Source organism: Bacillus cereus group sp. RP37, assembly GCF_040459695.1.
GTDB lineage: Bacteria > Bacillota > Bacilli > Bacillales > Bacillaceae_G > Bacillus_A.
The window spans coordinates 459,030-475,556 of sequence record NZ_JARVHP010000002.1 but is presented as its reverse complement, the minus strand read 5'-3'; the positions used below and the strand labels follow the sequence as shown (position 1 = coordinate 475,556).

Sequence of the window (16,527 nt, the reverse complement as noted above, 5' to 3'; positions counted from 1 at the left end):
AAACACCTCTTTCATTACTTATTTTACCATATTAATTATTTGTTTCGTGTAATTTGTTCCGAATATGTATAATTACATAAAGTTTATGAAAAAAAAGAGAGTATACTTTGATAGTGTGCAATAAAGCGATAACCTACCTAAGGAAATAGGTGGGTTATCGTTTTATTGGTGGGCATGTAGGGGTTACCATACATGCCCATCAACTTAAGAAGGAAAATAAAATGAAATTTCGTTCATATGAACGAAAAAAATTTAAAATATTTTATGTCCTTAAAAATGAGGGTTCTGTTGCAAAGTTTCTTAACAGATAAAAAATTTAGGGTGAGTACAATTAAATCTTATGCAATTGTAAGTAATTTTTGCAATTCATTGTACGTTGAAAAACCGCGGTTTGGTCGCAAACTGCGGTTTTGTTTATAGATAGCATGAATGGTTTTGATTCCTTTCAATGTACGTGAAGCATGGCGAAGACTTTGAATCCTGCGGATTTGGAAAAACGTCGCTTGATATGTCTCTATGATCCTGTTCGATGAGATTATTCAAGTGCTTGATTGTACAATGGGTGGCATGCTTATAAAAGCCTTGTTCTCTTAATTTATTGAACGCGCAAAGTAACGCGGGAGCCTTGTCTGTTGTGAGAACCGTTGGTTCTCCAAATGTTTTTACTAGTCTTTTCATAAAGGCATATGCCGCTTGATGATCTCGTTTTTTGCGAAGTTGAATATCCAATGTGTGTCCATCATTATCGATTGCTCGATAGAGATAACACCATTCGCCTTTCACTTTGATATAGGTTTCATCCAGGTGCCAAGATAGCTGTACAGATTTGTTTTTCTTTTTCCAAATCTGACAAATGAGATTTCCATATTCATGAACCCAACGCATGATGGTTGTTGGGTGAATCGAAACTCCACGTTCTTTCAGAATTTCAGAGACATCGCGATAGCTTAAAGAAAAACGACAGTAGTAGCCGACGGCTACCAAAATAATGTCTTTCTTGAACTGTTTTCCTTTAAAATATCGCATGTGTAATTCTCCTCGCCTCTTTTTTCTAGATTGTAACTAGGTTTAAGAAACTTTGCAACAGAACCTAGAAACTCAATTTTACAAGGAACTTCTAGATAAGTATGAACAAAAATTAGAGAGAAAGCTAAAAATAGAAGAATTGCAAAGGCAACAGGAAGAGTTGTGTATTCAAAAAGAAAGAATACGTAAAAATGAAGAAGAGCGTATTCGAGTTCAATTAGAAAAAGAAAAGTTGTATAAAAAACAAGAACTTTTAAACAAGGAGCATTATGAGCTACCGCACTTTACAAAAGAAGAAATAGAAGCTTTTCAAGATAAGTTTTGGGATGAATATAGATGTATCGATAAAGAAGAACGTACTGCTTACGAAAGAAAGTATTTCCCTTCAGGGCTACCGCAATGGTTTATGAAAAAAAAGCTTAAACGTGAGGAGAAAGAAATTGAAGCGGAATTAAAACAGGAAAAAAGCAAGATTATAAAGCATAATGAAAACTCTAAAGAAAATAATGATGGATTTATTCAACTTACTTTATTATAAGAATGCTCGTAGGCTAGGACCTTTATTGTGCAAAGCAGCATTTTCATGGACAAAGTGACGTGTAGTACAGTGCCATTACCAATATAAGAGAGGCACATTTATAGAAGCAGGATATATTATAAAAAGGGGATTTGAAATGAAATATAGTACTCTATCATTTGATTTTGAAAATAATATAGTTAAGGATGAAACAAAGTGGGGGAAGTATGGGATAAGTGCTTGATGGAACCGGATAGTTTTGCTGACTATGTATATACAGCTATTGAAAATGCGTCCCATCGTTATGAATTCACACATGATTTTGAACCGGAAGTATACATGTACAATATAGGAAGTTTATATAATGTTAATATTAGGTTAGGTAATGAAAAATATATATTTACGCTAAATTGTTCCGGTGAAAGTCAGCTCGTGTATGTAAAATAACATTTTTCTGTGAGGTATTCTATTTTTTTTATTTTGATATAGCTAAAACGAGGTTATATATTAGAAAAAGGATAAAAATTCCTATATTAGGTAATATTTTATATGGATTTTATTTCCTAATGTGATAAAATATTAATCGCCAGTTTTTTTGATATTTTATAAATTAGACAAATCATTTATTCATGGACAGACATGGTACAGAACCATATTGAAGGTGGGGGGAAGTGAGATGGATCTAGATACCAAGAGATTTATCTATATTTTAGAACAAAAAATGACTACTTGTATGGAAAAGGTATTAAAAGTAATTTATTGTAGTGAGCAAAAACAGTTCGATCGAATTATTCAAGATGCTTTGAGTGATATTAATATAATGATTAGTTTGACCCAAGTTTATATGTTAATAGACAAAGAATCTTCAAAAGACTTAAGACAACTTCAGAGTAAACTAATTCAAGGACGTATATATATTGAGAAGGAACTTACTACATTAAAAGTGGAGATTCGAAGAATGGTTAACACAACTTAAATTCATTTATTTCAATAATAAGTAATTGCGTTTTAGGTGTGATTTTAAGATAGAGAGAGTTTAATTATCTCATTCAAATTGGTATATAAATCATTAAAGAATCAAATGTAAATGCTTTTCTTACAGTATTTCTTGAGACACTTAATAACTTAGTAATGGATTGAATAGAATGTCCTTCTTGCTTCAGCACTCGAATTGCTGTCCACTTTTCAATCGTAATCATTCCCCTAAACAAACCCCTCTCATTTTGTCATGAGAGCATTGTATTTTTATTTTAGGGGTGGGTCAATTTTTATTGTAAATCTACAAAAAACCAGCCAGTCTATAATGAATCCATACTGATAATTTTGTAGAGTTATGGGAGAATTGTGGGAGATGATTAATCTGAAAAAGAAACAAGCAATACTATTGTTATATTTACAGGAGGGATACTCTAGACGAAAAATCGCGAAATTAGGTGGTGTAAATCGTGAAACTGTTAATAAATACATCAATGAATATGAACAGAGTAAAGCTAACTAATTACCAGATTCAAACATGGATACTGGTGAGTTAATTCAAGCAATTGTTGAAAAGCCCAGTTATAAGAAAGGGCCTAGGAAGAAAAGAAAACTAACAGAAGAAATGATAAATAAGATCAAGCTGCATTTAGAAGAAAATCATCAAAAAAACAACGTAGCTTAAGAAAGCAATTAAAAAAATCAAGTGATATTCATGAAGCACTAGAACCTGAAGGATATTATGTGAGTACGGTCGGATTGAATGAAGCGACAATTAAAAAATATATTCAAGATCAGGAAAACACGATATAGCATTAGATAAATTAAGTGTAAAAGAATACACAGACCCTTTTAAAGGGTAGCATGTCATACAAATAGCCCTTCAGGGGTGGCACAATAGAGGCTTGAATGTAGTTGAAAGCTAGCACCTTTAGGCGCTGGCCGGTAGTATAGGCTTATAGCCTTTGTGCAAACCACCCTTTGGAAGGGTGGTTATGATTCTTGGTAGTCATTCCTGTCGTCCTCGTAGCATGGATGACTAATGAGGAATTGTGAGAGTTTATTTTTGTCCATTCTTAAATTCTTCAGGAGAAATGGCAGTAAATAAAATCATCTCTTTTGAAGTTATCAAATTTTCACTTAAAAGCAGGGATTACATATTTTCCAAATAAGTCTAATATAAATGCTAGTTTACAAATGTCCACTTTTGATTGAATAAATACGTCCAAAAATGATTGGGGAAGTCTAGGGAAACTATTGCTACTAAGCCATTTTAGCCCAAAATATACGTACAAGGGTGTCTGGTGTATACTATTTTTTTACTTTTTCATGCATGTAGTTGAATTGGATTTGTGTAACAAAACCGTTTCAACTACATGTATGTCAACAACTGCAGCGTTAGCGAAAGGCGTTAGTACACATCTAGAAACAAAGAATTTCTGTCGATATTTAAGGCATTTCTGTACATCTTTATACAAGCGAAACTGTACATTTAAGAATAATCATTTACAGTCTAAGGATGAAAAAACTTTATGATGTTCTAATCCACTAAAATTCATTACTGTTATAAGGTTTGTAACACCTATTTCACGGTAAGACTGAATTTGTTTAATAACTACTCCTGATTACTGGATTAAAATTCTGTTTAAGGACTTCATATGAGATATTTTTCTCATGTGAGGTATTCATATGAATGTAGTGGAAAGAGAAAGTTTTGTATTCTATAAATAAATTTCTATGATTGCATCGCCTTATCCTTCACAGATGTATACGTTTGATCCAACACTATAGATTATAAGTTAGCTAAGCAGTATGAAAACTGCATCAACTATTTTGCAATAGACATATCGTTTAATGTGGAAAAATCAATTTTATGCCCATAAACAATTGTCCTGCAAAATGAGAAGTGTTAAATAAAAGGGTGAAAAGGTAAAAAAGAACCTTAATGTTTTCGAAGGTTACATCATGAATTTTTGTGAAAATTCATGATGTTAATTATAATTACCAAAAATGTATATATTGTAATATAAGGAAATAAATGATAGAATTACTTTTAGGTTGTATTTTACTTAATTTCAAATTACAACCTATTTTGGTGATAATATGAATATATGCTTATTTTTATCTTTATGAGGAGGTGAATGTAATGCTAAAGGTTAAAATTTTAGAATCAGAAAAAGAAAAAAATGAACTTTATTCAATTAGGTATAAAACGTTTGTTGAGAAGGAAAAAACTATACCTGCTGAAAATTATGAAAATGGTTTAGTAAAAGATGCGTATGATGAATATGCTTACCATTTAGGGTGTTATGAAGGGGATATATTAGTTGGTTTTTTTTCTTTAGTCGTGAAAAGGGGTAATGAGCTATTAGAAGTTGAGAAAACTCATAATTTAATGCCGAAAAAAGGTGAAAAATATGCAGAGGTTTTAAGGCTGGTAGTATTAGATACTCCCTATACAAAAACTGTATCTCTGAAGGGGAAAGTTTTAGAACTTTTATTTAACAAAGCGAAGGATGTTATTATTACTGAGAAAATCACACATCTTCTTTTACAAAGCAGAAGTACGGCAAAAAAGATGTATGAGAGAATAGGATTTTCACAGGTAGGTGATTATAAACTATATAGAGGTAAATCCTACCAATGTCCTATGAAATTAGATGTCATGAAAGTGAATCAAAGGGTAGTGGATATCCAAATATAGACGATGAAAGGATGATTTTTAATGGACAAAATACAAAAAGAAAAATTGATTCAAATGATTGCAGAAGTTCTTGAGGTTGAAATTGAAGATATAAAGGATGACACAGATTTAGTAGAAGAGCTAGATGCAGATTCGATGATGGCTTTAGAGATTTTAGCTGGTATTGAAAAAGAGTTTCAAATTAAGATACCTGAAGAGGAACTACAGAAATTTACATCATTAAATAACATTATTTCTGTAATTGAAGAGAATAGTAAGGAAGGGGTATTATGAATTTTTTGACGCATGAGTATGTGTTAGATATATTGCCACAACGATATCCATTTCTTATGGTAGATAAGGTATTTGAGTTCGATGGCTCTAAAATGATATGTATTAAAAATGTTAGTGGGAATGAACCGTGCTTCCAGGGGCATTTTCCTAATAAGAAAATTTTTCCGGGCGTGTACGTAACTGAAGCGATGGCACAATCAGCTATTCTGTTGTTTGCACAGCTAGAAGGTCCATCAGTAGAAACCAGAAACAATATTCCTCTTCTTTATCATACAAATATAAAATTTAAGAAAATCATTGTACCTGGAGATCAGCTGATGATAAGTGTAAGTGTAGTAAAGAAAATAAGCAATGCCGCTATAGTGGAGGCTACAGTAAAAGTAAATGATATAAAATGTGCATATGGGGAATTAACGTTTACACTTTTGGGAGATGAATAATTTGAAAAGAGTAGTTGTCACAGGGACCGGAGCAATCACTTCAATAGGGATGAATTCTAAAGAATTTTGGGAATCTTGTATAAAAGGATTGTCAGGAATCTCCTTAATTAAAAAAGAGGGGCTACAGTTACTAGCCCCTAAATATGGAGGGCAAATTCATAATTTTAATCCTTCTAAATTTACTAAGGTAAATGATTATAAATCAATAGGAAGAGGTTCGAATCTATTAATAGCCAGTATGTATGATGCTATAAATAACGCGAATTTAAATCGTCATACTTATGAGAAAGCAGATTTATTTGTTGGAACAACTATGGGAGAAATTGCCATTGAGATGACAGATTACAATCGTTACATAGGAAATTCTAGCCCACAGCACCTTCTAGATCAATCTTTTTTACATGGGTTATTAGCAAATGCTTGTAGAGAATTCTCATTGCAAGGAGAGACCATGTTAATTGCTAACGCTTGTTCTGCTGGGAACTATGCAATTATTCAAGGATATGAAAAAATAAGGAGTGGGGAACAAACTATTTGCTTTACAGCAGGAGAGGATCCTTTTTCGACTATAGCGTATTATGGTTTTAATAGATTGAAAGCTATTGCTTCGAGTAAATGCAAACCATTTTCTAAAAATAGAGATGGTATGCTCGTTGCTGAAGGGGCAGGATGTTTAGTTCTAGAAGAATTGAACCATGCTCAAGAAAGGGGTGCTAATATCTTAGCAGAGATAGTTGGCTATGGAGTTTCTTGTGATGCAAATCATATTACCGCACCACACCCCGAATCCGCTGGAATCATACAATCTATGGAGAATGCGGTGCAAAAAGCAAATATTGAGCTAGAAGATATAGATTACATTAGTGCGCATGGTACAGGAACTCAAGCAAATGATAAAGCTGAATCTTTTGCAGTAAATACATTATTTAAGAGGAAAGTACCTATGAGTTCAATAAAGTCAATGATAGGTCATTCTATGGGGGCTGCAAGTCTACTAGAAGCAATTGTATGTTGTAACGCTGTGAACGAAAATACTGCTCCTCCAACAATAAATTTTGAAATAGAGGATGAAAATTGCGATATTGATTGTATACCGAATACGGCACGGAATTTTCATATTGAGTATGCCATGAATAATTCATCTGCATTTGGTGGGGCAAACTCTACCGTGATTTTTAAAAAATTTAGTGAAAACTGATGAGATGAAAGGATGAATATCAACATGAATATTATTGGTGTAGGTAAGGTTCTTCCTTTGAAAGTCAATGCTGATAGTATAAAGAGCGGCATGAAAATAAATGGTGTCAGCGAGCCTGAAGATTTTGATATAAAAAAATATATTAAATATAAAGGACTTCGTTCTCTAACAAAAGCCACAAATTTAGCCATTGCTTCAATTAGTGATGCAATAAATGATGCTGGTGTGAAATACAATCAGCATCGTCCAGAAAGAATTGGGGTCTTTGTAGGAAGTACATTAAATCCTACTGATGGAGCTCTTCATTTTATGTCTGATGTATATGAAACGACAGCAGATTTTGTTAGTCCGTTAAAATTTTCTAGCACGGTATTGAATAATATTTCAGGATGGGCCTCCATTGTCTATGGAATAACAGGAGTAAATTCTACAGTGATTTCTGGGAATCTATCTGGAATTGATGCATTAAAGATGGCTACGGAATATATAAATAATAATGTAATTGATGTTGCAATTGTTACAGCTGTTGAAGGAAATGAAGAAAATTCAATTTATCATTTAGGGAATAACATACATAATGTAAAAACTATTACGGGAGCTGTTACGGTAATTATTGAAAAGAACGAAGATAGTTATGCTTCGATTGAAAAGATTTATAGTTTTCAACATTATGAAGAGAATAGAGAGAAAATAATTTTAAAATTAGAAGAGGAGATGAAAAATGAGCAATTTAATAATCTAATTTATGGATCATCTAACAATAATGATGAACTAATTTCTGCTTACTTAAGAAATAGCATGGTGTCTCACGATATTAATATAATAAATACTGCAGAAAGTATAGGAACTTCGAATTCATTAAGTGGTTTTTTGAAATTAATTACTGCACTAGAGTTAAAAGAAAAAACATTAATTGTTGAAACGAATGAAATTGGTACCGACAGTATTTTAAAAATAAATTCAAAATCTAAAGAGGTTTCATTATGAAAAAAACAGTAATTATAACAGGTGGTACCGGAGACCTAGGACAATCAATAATTGAAAAGTTTTACGAAAATGATTATAACGTTTATTTTACTTACTTAAGTAATGAAGAAAAAGCTAACATGATTAAAAAGAAATATCCTGGAATTACTGCGGTCCGAGTTGATATTAGAGATTATCATCAAGTAAAAGAGTTTATAAATGAGATTTATTTAACCAATGAACGAATTGATTGTTTAGTAAATAATGCTGGAATTAATAAGGATAAAACAATAACATTCATGAATCAAAAATCTTGGAAGGAAGTCATTGATACTAATTTAAATGGCACGTTTAATTGTTGTAAATTTGTGTCTAAATACATGATCAATCAAGGTTATGGTAGCATTGTTAACGTTTCTTCTGTTTCTGGTATTAAAGCTATTGAAGGGCAGGTGAATTACAGTGCATCTAAAGCAGGAATCAATGGGTTAACAAAAACTTTGGCAAAAGAGTTGGGACGATATAAAGTGCGGGTTAATGCTATATGCCCAGGTTTTATTCACTCAGACATGACACGTGATTTAGAGGGAAGTACCCTGTTAAAAATGATTCCGTTACAGCAATTTGGTAGTCCAAGTGATGTGAGTGAATTAACCTATTTTCTTGCAGAAAGCAGTTCAGGATACATAACCGGAGAAATTATCACAGTTGATGGTGGTTTATCAATTTAGTTTAATAATTATCATATTGAGGTGGAACTAATGTCAATAGAACAAACCATTATTAAAGTAAGTAATTTACAAAAAAAATATGGTGAATTTGAAGCTGTAAAAGGAATATCATTTTCTGTAAAAAAAGGTGAATTATTTGCTTTTCTGGGGACAAATGGAGCTGGAAAATCAACAACAATAGATATTTTATGCACTTTGCTCCAAAAAACTTCAGGTGATGTCATGATTGATAACTATCAACTTGGTAAAGGAAACAATCATATCCGAAAAAAAATTGGTGTTGTATTTCAAGAAAGTTTACTAGATGAACGCCTGACTGTTTATGAAAATATTATTAATCGTGGTGAATATTATAATTTGAGTAAAATACAACTCCAAGAAAACTACGATTTCATTTCAGAGTATTTAAATTTAAGTGATATTAAAGAAAAAAGGTATGGTGCTTTATCTGGTGGACAAAGACGGCGAGCTGATATAGCAAGAGCTATTATTCATAAACCTAATATTTTGTTTTTAGATGAACCAACAACGGGTTTGGATCCGCAAACAAGGTTATTTGTTTGGGATGCAATTAAGAGGTTACAAGAAGAAACGAATATGACGATTTTTTTAACGACACATTATATGGAAGAAGCCGCCGTTGCTGATAATGTCGTAGTCATTAAAGAAGGGCGTTTAGTTGCGGAAGGTACACCTAGTCAATTAAAGGATATGTATACTTTTGATAGTTTGCATTTAATATTTAATGATACATTTGATTATAAAACATGGTTAAAAGAAAAAAATATACCCTATACGTTGAGAAATTCAATTTATACTATTCGCGTATCGAGCACCTTAAATGCCTATGATATTTTAAAGGAATTAGAGGGGCAAGTAGAATCTTTTGAGGTTATTAAAGGTAGTATGGATGACGTCTTTATCAATATTATTGAGGGAAAAGGGAGCGTCATACAGTGAAATCTTTATTCTATTTGATTAGCAGAAATAATAAAATATATCGTCGTGATCGAACGTTATTACTTCTCTCACTATTGTCAGTGTTTATTGTGATTTTATTGTATGCAGTATTTTTGCAACAAACCCAAATTGACGCAATTAAAAAAGTTGTCGACCTAACAACAGCTTCTAAAGCAATGGTGAATGAGTGGATGGTCGCAGGACTATTATCTATTACGGCTGTGACGACAACGTTAGGTGCGTTTGGTATTATGGTCAAAGATAAAGAAAGTAAAAAAGCATTTGATTTTTTAACAGCTCCACTATCGAGAGCTACAATACAGTTAAGTTATGTTGTTAATTCATTTGTAATCGGATTGTTTTTTTCGTTACTTGCCCTCGTTGGCTGTGAAATATTTCTTGTCCTAACAGGCAGTGAAGTACTGAGTGGTATGGAAATGTTGAAAGTTATAGGTATTATCATTCTGTCAGTTGCCTTGTCTAGTTCAATTAACCTATTTTTAGTCCTTTTTATTAATACTCAAAATGCTTTCTCGACATTAAGTACAGTTGTTGGAACAGCTATTGGTTTTTTATGTGGTGTATATGTTCCTATTGGTGGCGTGCCTAACTTTGTTCAAAATATTATTATGTATTTTCCCATCAGCCATACGGCAGTTCTCTTACGGGAAATATTCATGAAAGATTCAATTCAGACTGTATTTAAACAGGCGACACCAGAACAAATACTAGAATATAAAACACATTATGGCATAGTATATGAATTGAACGACAAGCTTGTTAGTACAGCATACAGTTTATGGATGATTATTATTACGATGGTTGTATTTACTGTGGTATCTATTATGATTTTCAAAAGACAAAATAAATAACTATGCAAATATTTTTATTAGATATGGGTTTAATACATGAAAAACATTATAGTTTGTTAGATACTTGTATAGTAGAAAATAGGAACAGGTATTTTTCAAGTTTGAGTAAGCATAGAAAACAAACTATTTTTGCAGGAGATTTATTACTTCGTTACACTTTGCTGAGGATAGGAATTGATATTTCGAATATTAAAATATATTATGGTGAATACGGGAAACCTTATTTGAAAAGCGCTCCAGTGTATTTTAATCTATCTCATAGTAAGAATATTGTTGTATTAGGGATAGCTAAACAAGAATTAGGAATCGACGTTTTATATGAAAGAAAAATAAATGAAGGTTTTGTCCCATTTTTTTTTAGCGAAGAAGAACAGAGTTATTTACATGAATTAGAGAAAAGTGAAAAAAAAGAGTATTACTGGAATGCATTATGTTATAAAGAGGCATTTACAAAAAGAAATGGTGGACGAATTATAGACATGAGAAATAAACTCATTTGTCCTAAGAATTTACAGTATGGACAAATAATCAGAACAAAAACAGATGGTAAAGAATTTGAAAGTTTATTTTTCAAGGAATTAAATTATCATATGTGTGTTATTGCTGATAAAATACCTAAAGAAACGAATTTTGAGATTTTAGATATGGATGCTATATGGAAGGAATTAAGTGCCTTCAATTTTATCTGAACCTTTTTTCGGGATAAATTCTGATCTATATAATAGAGATGTAATATCACCGTTTTTTCTTTGTATTCCTCCTGTTGTTATTTTCAATAAAATATTGAGGATGTATTATCTTTAAATATATTGTTATCATATGCTATTTCAAAATTAGCATAACCTTAATTTATCTATCGAGATTTTTTGCACCTTCTTGATAAAACATGCATTTCTTTGCAAACCCTACGCATCTCACATGTGATGTGAAACCTAAGAGATAAGGGATGTATGTCCGAAAATTTCTCCGCTGGTCAACTAATACAAACAAATAAAAAATGGTCTCATCTGAAGCAAAAAAACGTGAAATTATTTCAAATTGGCTGAGAGAAGCATATATATCTAAGGCGAAATCTTATAATTGAAGGCTAAAACCAGCAGAACATGAGGATGTTTTAGAACAAGTACTAGCAAAAATTCACGAGCATGAAATATGGATTCCTGAATATGAAGTAGGGAAGTACTATAAAGGGAAAATAAATAAATGGTATAACAAGATACAACCAAATGAATTGGATGAGTAAAAAAACAATTGGAGTATTCCCCAATTGTTTTTTTACAAACTGCTGCTCCATACTTTCTATTCGAATTGTCTTTTTTCTAGATTGTAACTAGGTTTAAGAAACTTTGCAACAGAACCAAATACAGCGACTTCTCTAGCAATTACTTTTAAAATTACTATTATGAAAAGTATTTCCATGCGATCACCTCCTTTCTCCATAAAATGAAAGAGAAAGGATAGCAACCAACCACCCTGAAATATTCAGTTACGTTATATTAATTATACCATATTTATGGATGGGTTAATAGCTTAAAAACCTTGATATGACAGTGTTTTTAAGGGTTTTTGAGTTTTGAAATCAGAAATTTGAAATGGTAAAAATAATATTTTTTTAGAAATGATTGACATAAAACTCTATATATCATAATATTAAAATTGTAATATTAAAGAAATCAAATCCAACATTTTCATATAGACTTTAGATTAGCTAAAAGGACACACCTAAGGCGCATTATGCCATAGGTGTGTCTTTTTTTTGCGTTTAAAGGCTACATAAGGAGGAATACAAACATTGAAGCCATCTAAGTTTCAAAAGAAGCAGATTGTTGCGGTAGGTCTAGCCGCTGCAACAGTAGCGGGTATCTATGGATACAATCATTTCGCAGTAGAAAATGCTGTAAAACCAACAAAAATCGTTGTAGCCGCAAAGGATATACCTGCACATACAGAGATTAAAGAAGACATGCTAGTGGAACGTACATTGCCTGGTGATGCCATTCCACCAAATGCATTACGTGTAAGCAAAAAAGAGGTTGTAGGAAAATGGACAAATGATGGGCAACCCATTGTTGAAAACAGCTATCTTTTTAAAAACAAAGTAGTAAAGAAAGAGGAGTTACCGGACTCTGCCATTTTAAATTTAAAAGATGGAGAAGTTGCATTCCTGTTACTCGTTGATTTGGAAACAAGTTCAGGGAATAGTATTATCCCGAACACGTATGTGGACTTGTATTTCAAACAAGTTGTGAAAGAAGGAGACAATGAGAAGGTTGTCTTTGGTGGTCTGTTCCAACGTGTACGTGTGACGGCTGCAAAAGATAGCAATACAGAAGATGCATTTGTGCTAGAAAAGAAAGAATCAAAAGAGGAACAAGAAGGAAAACAGAAGCCAAAAGTAACACGATTATACACACTGGCTGTCTCACCTGAACAACTTCAATACTTAAATCGTGCAAAAACACTTGGAGATGTGATTCCTGTTGCAGTCGGACAAAAGGTGGAACAAACAGGGAAAGAATTAGAACCAGCTGAAGGATTCTCACAAATATCTGATCAAAAAAACATTTTAGACTATGTAGAGAAACATTCGACTAATCCAATTTCTAAAAATGTAAAAGAGTATGTAGCACAGTATCTGAATGAATCTAAGTAAGAAAGGGGTTATTAAGATGGAGCGGCAAGTAAGAATCATTTCCTTTTATGCCACAAACGAAAACGTTGGAAAAAGTACGTTAAGTATTGCAATGGCAAATGAGTTAGCTCATTTAGGGAAAAAGGTGCTTTATGTAGAAGCAGACCAAGTAAGACCAAGCTTTGCAGTTGGAACTGGTCTTAGCCACGATAGTAAAAATATATTAGAGCTTGTAAGAAAAGAAAATGATTACAACCTCTTGCAGTATATTTGTACCAAGCAAGATTTACTAGAGAAAAAAGTGAATCCAAGGTTGATGCAAAAATTACACGATAAGATGGATTTTCTTGTATTTCCATCAGGTTATAACCTAGCTCAATTCCCTGAGATTCAAAACAAAGAACTGTTTGTAACGACATTAATAGAATCACTTGTAGACACAGAATACGATTATATCATTCTATCGGTGCCGACTGAATTATCAGAGGTGTTGAGTTATCCAATCCTATACCAATCAGACCTTGTTGTTCATGTGCTAAATGGAAATCCTCGTGGTGCGATAGCAATTAAGCGAGAATTACAACTAATAGAAGATGCGAAGCTAACATTACCTCGAATGATTCATGTGCTAAATATGGCAGATGAGAATTATGTAGAAGATATTGAAAAGCTTTCTTCTCAAAAAATAGCAGTAACCATTCCGTATGACAGAGATCGTACGAGTTACGAATGGGGGATGCAATTTGGTTCCCCGCAAATTAATACAAAGGTCCATCAAATTATGGAAGCAGCTAGACTTGGTATTCCATCCCAGCACTCCTCCATAAAAAAGGGTTTCTTTAGTATACGAAATTAAAAAGGGGGGACAGGAGCATGTGGGGCTATTTACAGGAAAAGCAAATCGCCTTAAAGCGAAATCGAGTGGATTTATATCATTTTGGTTACATGATTCGTTCCAAGTCAGCTCGAAAATTAGGAACAACTACAGCGCAACAAATTAAAGATATAACGGATGAAATTCGTGCATTTTTAGTAAAAGACCACCGTGATATTTTAAGCGAATCCTTTATGAATAAAGAGAAGAGAGCAGCTGTAGAACAAATCATTAAAAGCTTTCTATTAAGTAATCAGGTCGTCATTTCAGAGGTACCTTCTGAACAATTACTAAATATGGTATGTGACGATATTGTAGGATTTGGGATTATAGAACCTTTAAAAGAAGATAAGGGTGTAACCGATATTTATATCAATGGAACAAAAGAAATTATTTACGAAAAAATTGGAGAGGGAGAATGTACATATCCTTACCGATTTGAGACAGAAGAAGAGGTAAAGGCTTTAGCCTATAAGATGGTAAACAGTACGTCAGAGTCATTAAATACAGCAAAGCCATATGTGGACTGCGTATTTCCGTATATACGTATCAATATAGCACTAGATGAACTAGGGGGACTCGGAACAACGATAACGATTCGTAAGAATGCAGATCATCTTCGTGCCTCTGAAGAGCGTATGTTATCTACAAATCAAGCATCGAAAGAGATGTTAAACTTTTTGGCCGTAGCTGTGAAAGCAAAAATGAATATTTTAGTTGCTGGAGCAACAGGGACAGGGAAATCAGAGTTTATGAAATATCTTGCCTCTCACATTCCGAAAGGAGAGAAAAAAGAACGTACTCTTGTAGTAGAAGATAACCCTGAATTATATTTGCATCGCATTTTTCCAGAACATCATTTTGTGCCGATGCAGTGTAGGGTATCCGAAGTAGAAGAGAATGCGATCGATTTTGATAGGCTGTTAACAAATGCTTTACGTCAAGGACCAAAACGATTAATCGTAGGGGAATCGAGGGGCAAAGAAGCATTGAAAATGATTAACTTCTTCCAAACAGGACATCCTGGCTTTACCTCTGTCCATGCAAGAAGTGCAAAAGAAGCAGTTAGACGCTTAATGCTCATGTGTCTGCAAAGTGGTGCGAATATCGATGCACAGTATTTATATGAATTAATTTCTCAAACATTTGATTTGATTGTCTTTTTAGAAAAGAAAGATGATGGGAATCGCTATATTACAGAGATGATTGAATTATTGGATTATCAAGGTGACATACAGTTCAATCAGCTTTCTCAATTTATTCCTTCAGGTGAGGAATACGATGAAATGAATGAGAGAGTAGGAAAGATTCATGGAGCTCATATCGTTACAGCAAAAATGTCAGCCGAAATGGAGAAGAAATTCCGTTCTTCTACTGTAAATCCAGCTCTTTATGCGCCATTCCTTTCACAACAGGAGGTGCAGTATGCATAGGTTGTTCGCCTATGGATGTATATTTTTAATTTTTATTAGTATAGTATTTCTCGTTTTACTTTTTGCAAAATCTAAAGGTTCTGCTCTTTCTCAATTTGTACAAGAAAATGAGAAAGAAGAAAGGCGCATGGAACTAAGGAATATTAAGGGGATACGAGTGTATCTACCACAATCCGTTATCCAAGAAGCCCAAAAGTACGAATGGAAATTGACGAAAATCATGTACTGGGTATATACGATTCTTTCCGGAATGAGTATTGCAGCGGTATTATATTTTTCTTTTGGAAGAGATCATTTTACACTGATTTCCGTTTTATGTGGATTTTTAGTTCCGAGATTCCTACTTTATCGAAGAAAAAAACGTTACTACTTGGTTGTCATAGACCGTCTTTCTATTTATATGAAGGCAGTAGCAAATGCACTTCAAATTAGTAATAACGCCAAACGCGTGTTACTACAAGTAAAACCAATGATGCATGAAAGCATTCAAGAAGAAATAGAAAAAGTTTCACTTTTATTAGAAGGTGGAACCACAATGCACCGTGCATTTAGAGGATTCAATGAAACCTTTAACTTTAGAGAATTGGTATTTTTCCATGAAATGTTGGAAGTGTGTAGCCGAGAAGGCGGAGCAAATTCAGTGCAAGTCTTACTAGATATTGCAGAAGATTTTGAAAAACAAAAGCTATACCTGGCAAGATTGCGTTCGAGTTTGTCACAAGCACAACGTGCCTTTGTACAGAACTGCTTAATCGTCATTGCCATGCCAATTGTGATTATGTTGATGTCAAAAGAAGCATATGGATTTTTAGCAGGTTCTATGATGGGGAAAATTGCATTAGCGGTAAATATGTTCATTGTCTTTTTCTTAGCAACCCGTGTAGAAAAAATTGCAAATTATAATCCAACAGAAAGAGGGGAATAAA

Annotated in this window: 18 protein-coding genes and 3 pseudogenes; 19 read left to right on the top strand and 2 right to left on the bottom strand. The window is 33.0% G+C overall.

Going from position 1 to position 16,527, the window contains the following annotated elements; genetic code table 11:
- Positions 1-338 precede the first annotated feature (338 nt).
- A pseudogene (locus QCI44_RS30465) lies at positions 339-1,026 on the bottom strand (IS6 family transposase).
- A 52-nt stretch (positions 1,027-1,078) separates the two neighbouring features.
- On the opposite strand from QCI44_RS30465, the gene QCI44_RS30460 reads away from it, so the two are divergent.
- From QCI44_RS30460 to QCI44_RS30450, 3 genes are all read left to right on the top strand, one after another.
- Positions 1,079-1,564: a hypothetical protein gene (locus tag QCI44_RS30460; protein WP_016135704.1), complete on the top strand. Its 486-nt coding sequence runs from the start codon at positions 1,079-1,081 to the stop codon at positions 1,562-1,564.
- Between the two features lie 195 nt (positions 1,565-1,759).
- On the top strand, positions 1,760-1,990 hold the full coding sequence (locus QCI44_RS30455; RefSeq protein WP_016135703.1) for a hypothetical protein: 231 nt from the start codon (positions 1,760-1,762) through the stop codon (positions 1,988-1,990).
- 229 nt (positions 1,991-2,219) lie between these two features.
- Positions 2,220-2,519 (top strand): hypothetical protein, encoded by a 300-nt coding sequence (locus QCI44_RS30450; RefSeq protein WP_016135702.1) that lies wholly within the window; start codon positions 2,220-2,222, stop codon positions 2,517-2,519.
- Positions 2,520-2,592: 73 nt separating this feature from the next.
- Here the strand turns inward: QCI44_RS30450 and QCI44_RS30445 are convergent, their stop codons facing one another.
- On the bottom strand, positions 2,593-2,742 hold the full coding sequence (locus tag QCI44_RS30445) for a helix-turn-helix domain-containing protein (RefSeq protein ID WP_154214404.1): 150 nt from the start codon (positions 2,740-2,742) through the stop codon (positions 2,593-2,595).
- Between the two features lie 152 nt (positions 2,743-2,894).
- Here QCI44_RS30445 and QCI44_RS30440 point away from each other — a divergent pair, with 152 nt between their 5' ends.
- The 16 genes and pseudogenes from QCI44_RS30440 to QCI44_RS30365 all read left to right on the top strand — a co-directional run bounded on the left by QCI44_RS30440 (position 2,895) and on the right by QCI44_RS30365 (position 16,526).
- Positions 2,895-3,041, top strand: coding sequence for a helix-turn-helix domain-containing protein (locus QCI44_RS30440; RefSeq protein ID WP_016135701.1), 147 nt, complete (start codon positions 2,895-2,897; stop codon positions 3,039-3,041).
- A gap of 209 nt (positions 3,042-3,250) precedes the next feature.
- Positions 3,251-3,381, top strand: a pseudogene (locus tag QCI44_RS30435) (IS200/IS605 family transposase); the annotation flags it as partial.
- 1,283 nt (positions 3,382-4,664) lie between these two features.
- Complete coding sequence (locus tag QCI44_RS30430) at positions 4,665-5,222, top strand: GNAT family N-acetyltransferase (protein ID WP_016135700.1); 558 nt, start codon at positions 4,665-4,667, stop codon at positions 5,220-5,222.
- A 21-nt stretch (positions 5,223-5,243) separates the two neighbouring features.
- Entirely contained in the window at positions 5,244-5,495 is a 252-nt protein-coding gene (locus tag QCI44_RS30425; protein ID WP_016135698.1) for an acyl carrier protein, read from the top strand.
- Entirely contained in the window at positions 5,492-5,935 is a 444-nt protein-coding gene (gene fabZ / locus QCI44_RS30420; protein ID WP_016135697.1) for a 3-hydroxyacyl-ACP dehydratase FabZ, read from the top strand. The genes QCI44_RS30425 and fabZ overlap by 4 nt, the downstream gene beginning before the upstream one ends.
- Entirely contained in the window at positions 5,928-7,133 is a 1,206-nt protein-coding gene (locus QCI44_RS30415; protein ID WP_229188543.1) for a beta-ketoacyl-[acyl-carrier-protein] synthase family protein, read from the top strand. Before fabZ ends, QCI44_RS30415 begins: the two co-directional genes overlap by 8 nt.
- Positions 7,134-7,157: 24 nt before the next feature.
- Positions 7,158-8,120, top strand: coding sequence for a beta-ketoacyl synthase N-terminal-like domain-containing protein (locus QCI44_RS30410; RefSeq protein ID WP_016135695.1), 963 nt, complete (start codon positions 7,158-7,160; stop codon positions 8,118-8,120).
- Positions 8,117-8,830, top strand: a complete 714-nt coding sequence (fabG, locus tag QCI44_RS30405) for a 3-oxoacyl-ACP reductase FabG (RefSeq protein ID WP_016135694.1) — start codon at positions 8,117-8,119, stop codon at positions 8,828-8,830. Before QCI44_RS30410 ends, fabG begins: the two co-directional genes overlap by 4 nt.
- A 30-nt stretch (positions 8,831-8,860) precedes the next feature.
- Positions 8,861-9,790 (top strand): ABC transporter ATP-binding protein, encoded by a 930-nt coding sequence (locus tag QCI44_RS30400; protein WP_016135693.1) that lies wholly within the window; start codon positions 8,861-8,863, stop codon positions 9,788-9,790.
- Positions 9,787-10,662 (top strand): ABC transporter permease, encoded by an 876-nt coding sequence (locus QCI44_RS30395; RefSeq protein ID WP_016135692.1) that lies wholly within the window; start codon positions 9,787-9,789, stop codon positions 10,660-10,662. Before QCI44_RS30400 ends, QCI44_RS30395 begins: the two co-directional genes overlap by 4 nt.
- 101 nt (positions 10,663-10,763) lie before the next feature.
- Positions 10,764-11,351 carry a 4'-phosphopantetheinyl transferase family protein gene (locus QCI44_RS30390; protein WP_033659931.1) on the top strand — a complete coding sequence of 196 codons (588 nt, stop codon included), beginning with the start codon at positions 10,764-10,766 and terminating at the stop codon, positions 11,349-11,351.
- A 261-nt stretch (positions 11,352-11,612) separates the two neighbouring features.
- A pseudogene (locus QCI44_RS30385) lies at positions 11,613-11,905 on the top strand (transposase).
- Positions 11,906-12,454: 549 nt separating this feature from the next.
- Complete coding sequence (cpaB, locus tag QCI44_RS30380; RefSeq protein WP_016135690.1) at positions 12,455-13,315, top strand: Flp pilus assembly protein CpaB; 861 nt, start codon at positions 12,455-12,457, stop codon at positions 13,313-13,315.
- A 16-nt stretch (positions 13,316-13,331) separates the two neighbouring features.
- Positions 13,332-14,150 (top strand): CpaE/TadZ family protein, encoded by an 819-nt coding sequence (locus QCI44_RS30375; RefSeq protein WP_016135689.1) that lies wholly within the window; start codon positions 13,332-13,334, stop codon positions 14,148-14,150.
- Positions 14,151-14,167: 17 nt separating this feature from the next.
- A complete protein-coding gene (locus QCI44_RS30370) occupies positions 14,168-15,601 on the top strand; it encodes a TadA family conjugal transfer-associated ATPase (protein WP_016135688.1) in 1,434 nt (477 codons plus the stop codon).
- Entirely contained in the window at positions 15,594-16,526 is a 933-nt protein-coding gene (locus QCI44_RS30365) for a type II secretion system F family protein (protein ID WP_016135687.1), read from the top strand. The genes QCI44_RS30370 and QCI44_RS30365 overlap by 8 nt, the downstream gene beginning before the upstream one ends.
- Position 16,527: the final 1 nt, after the last annotated feature.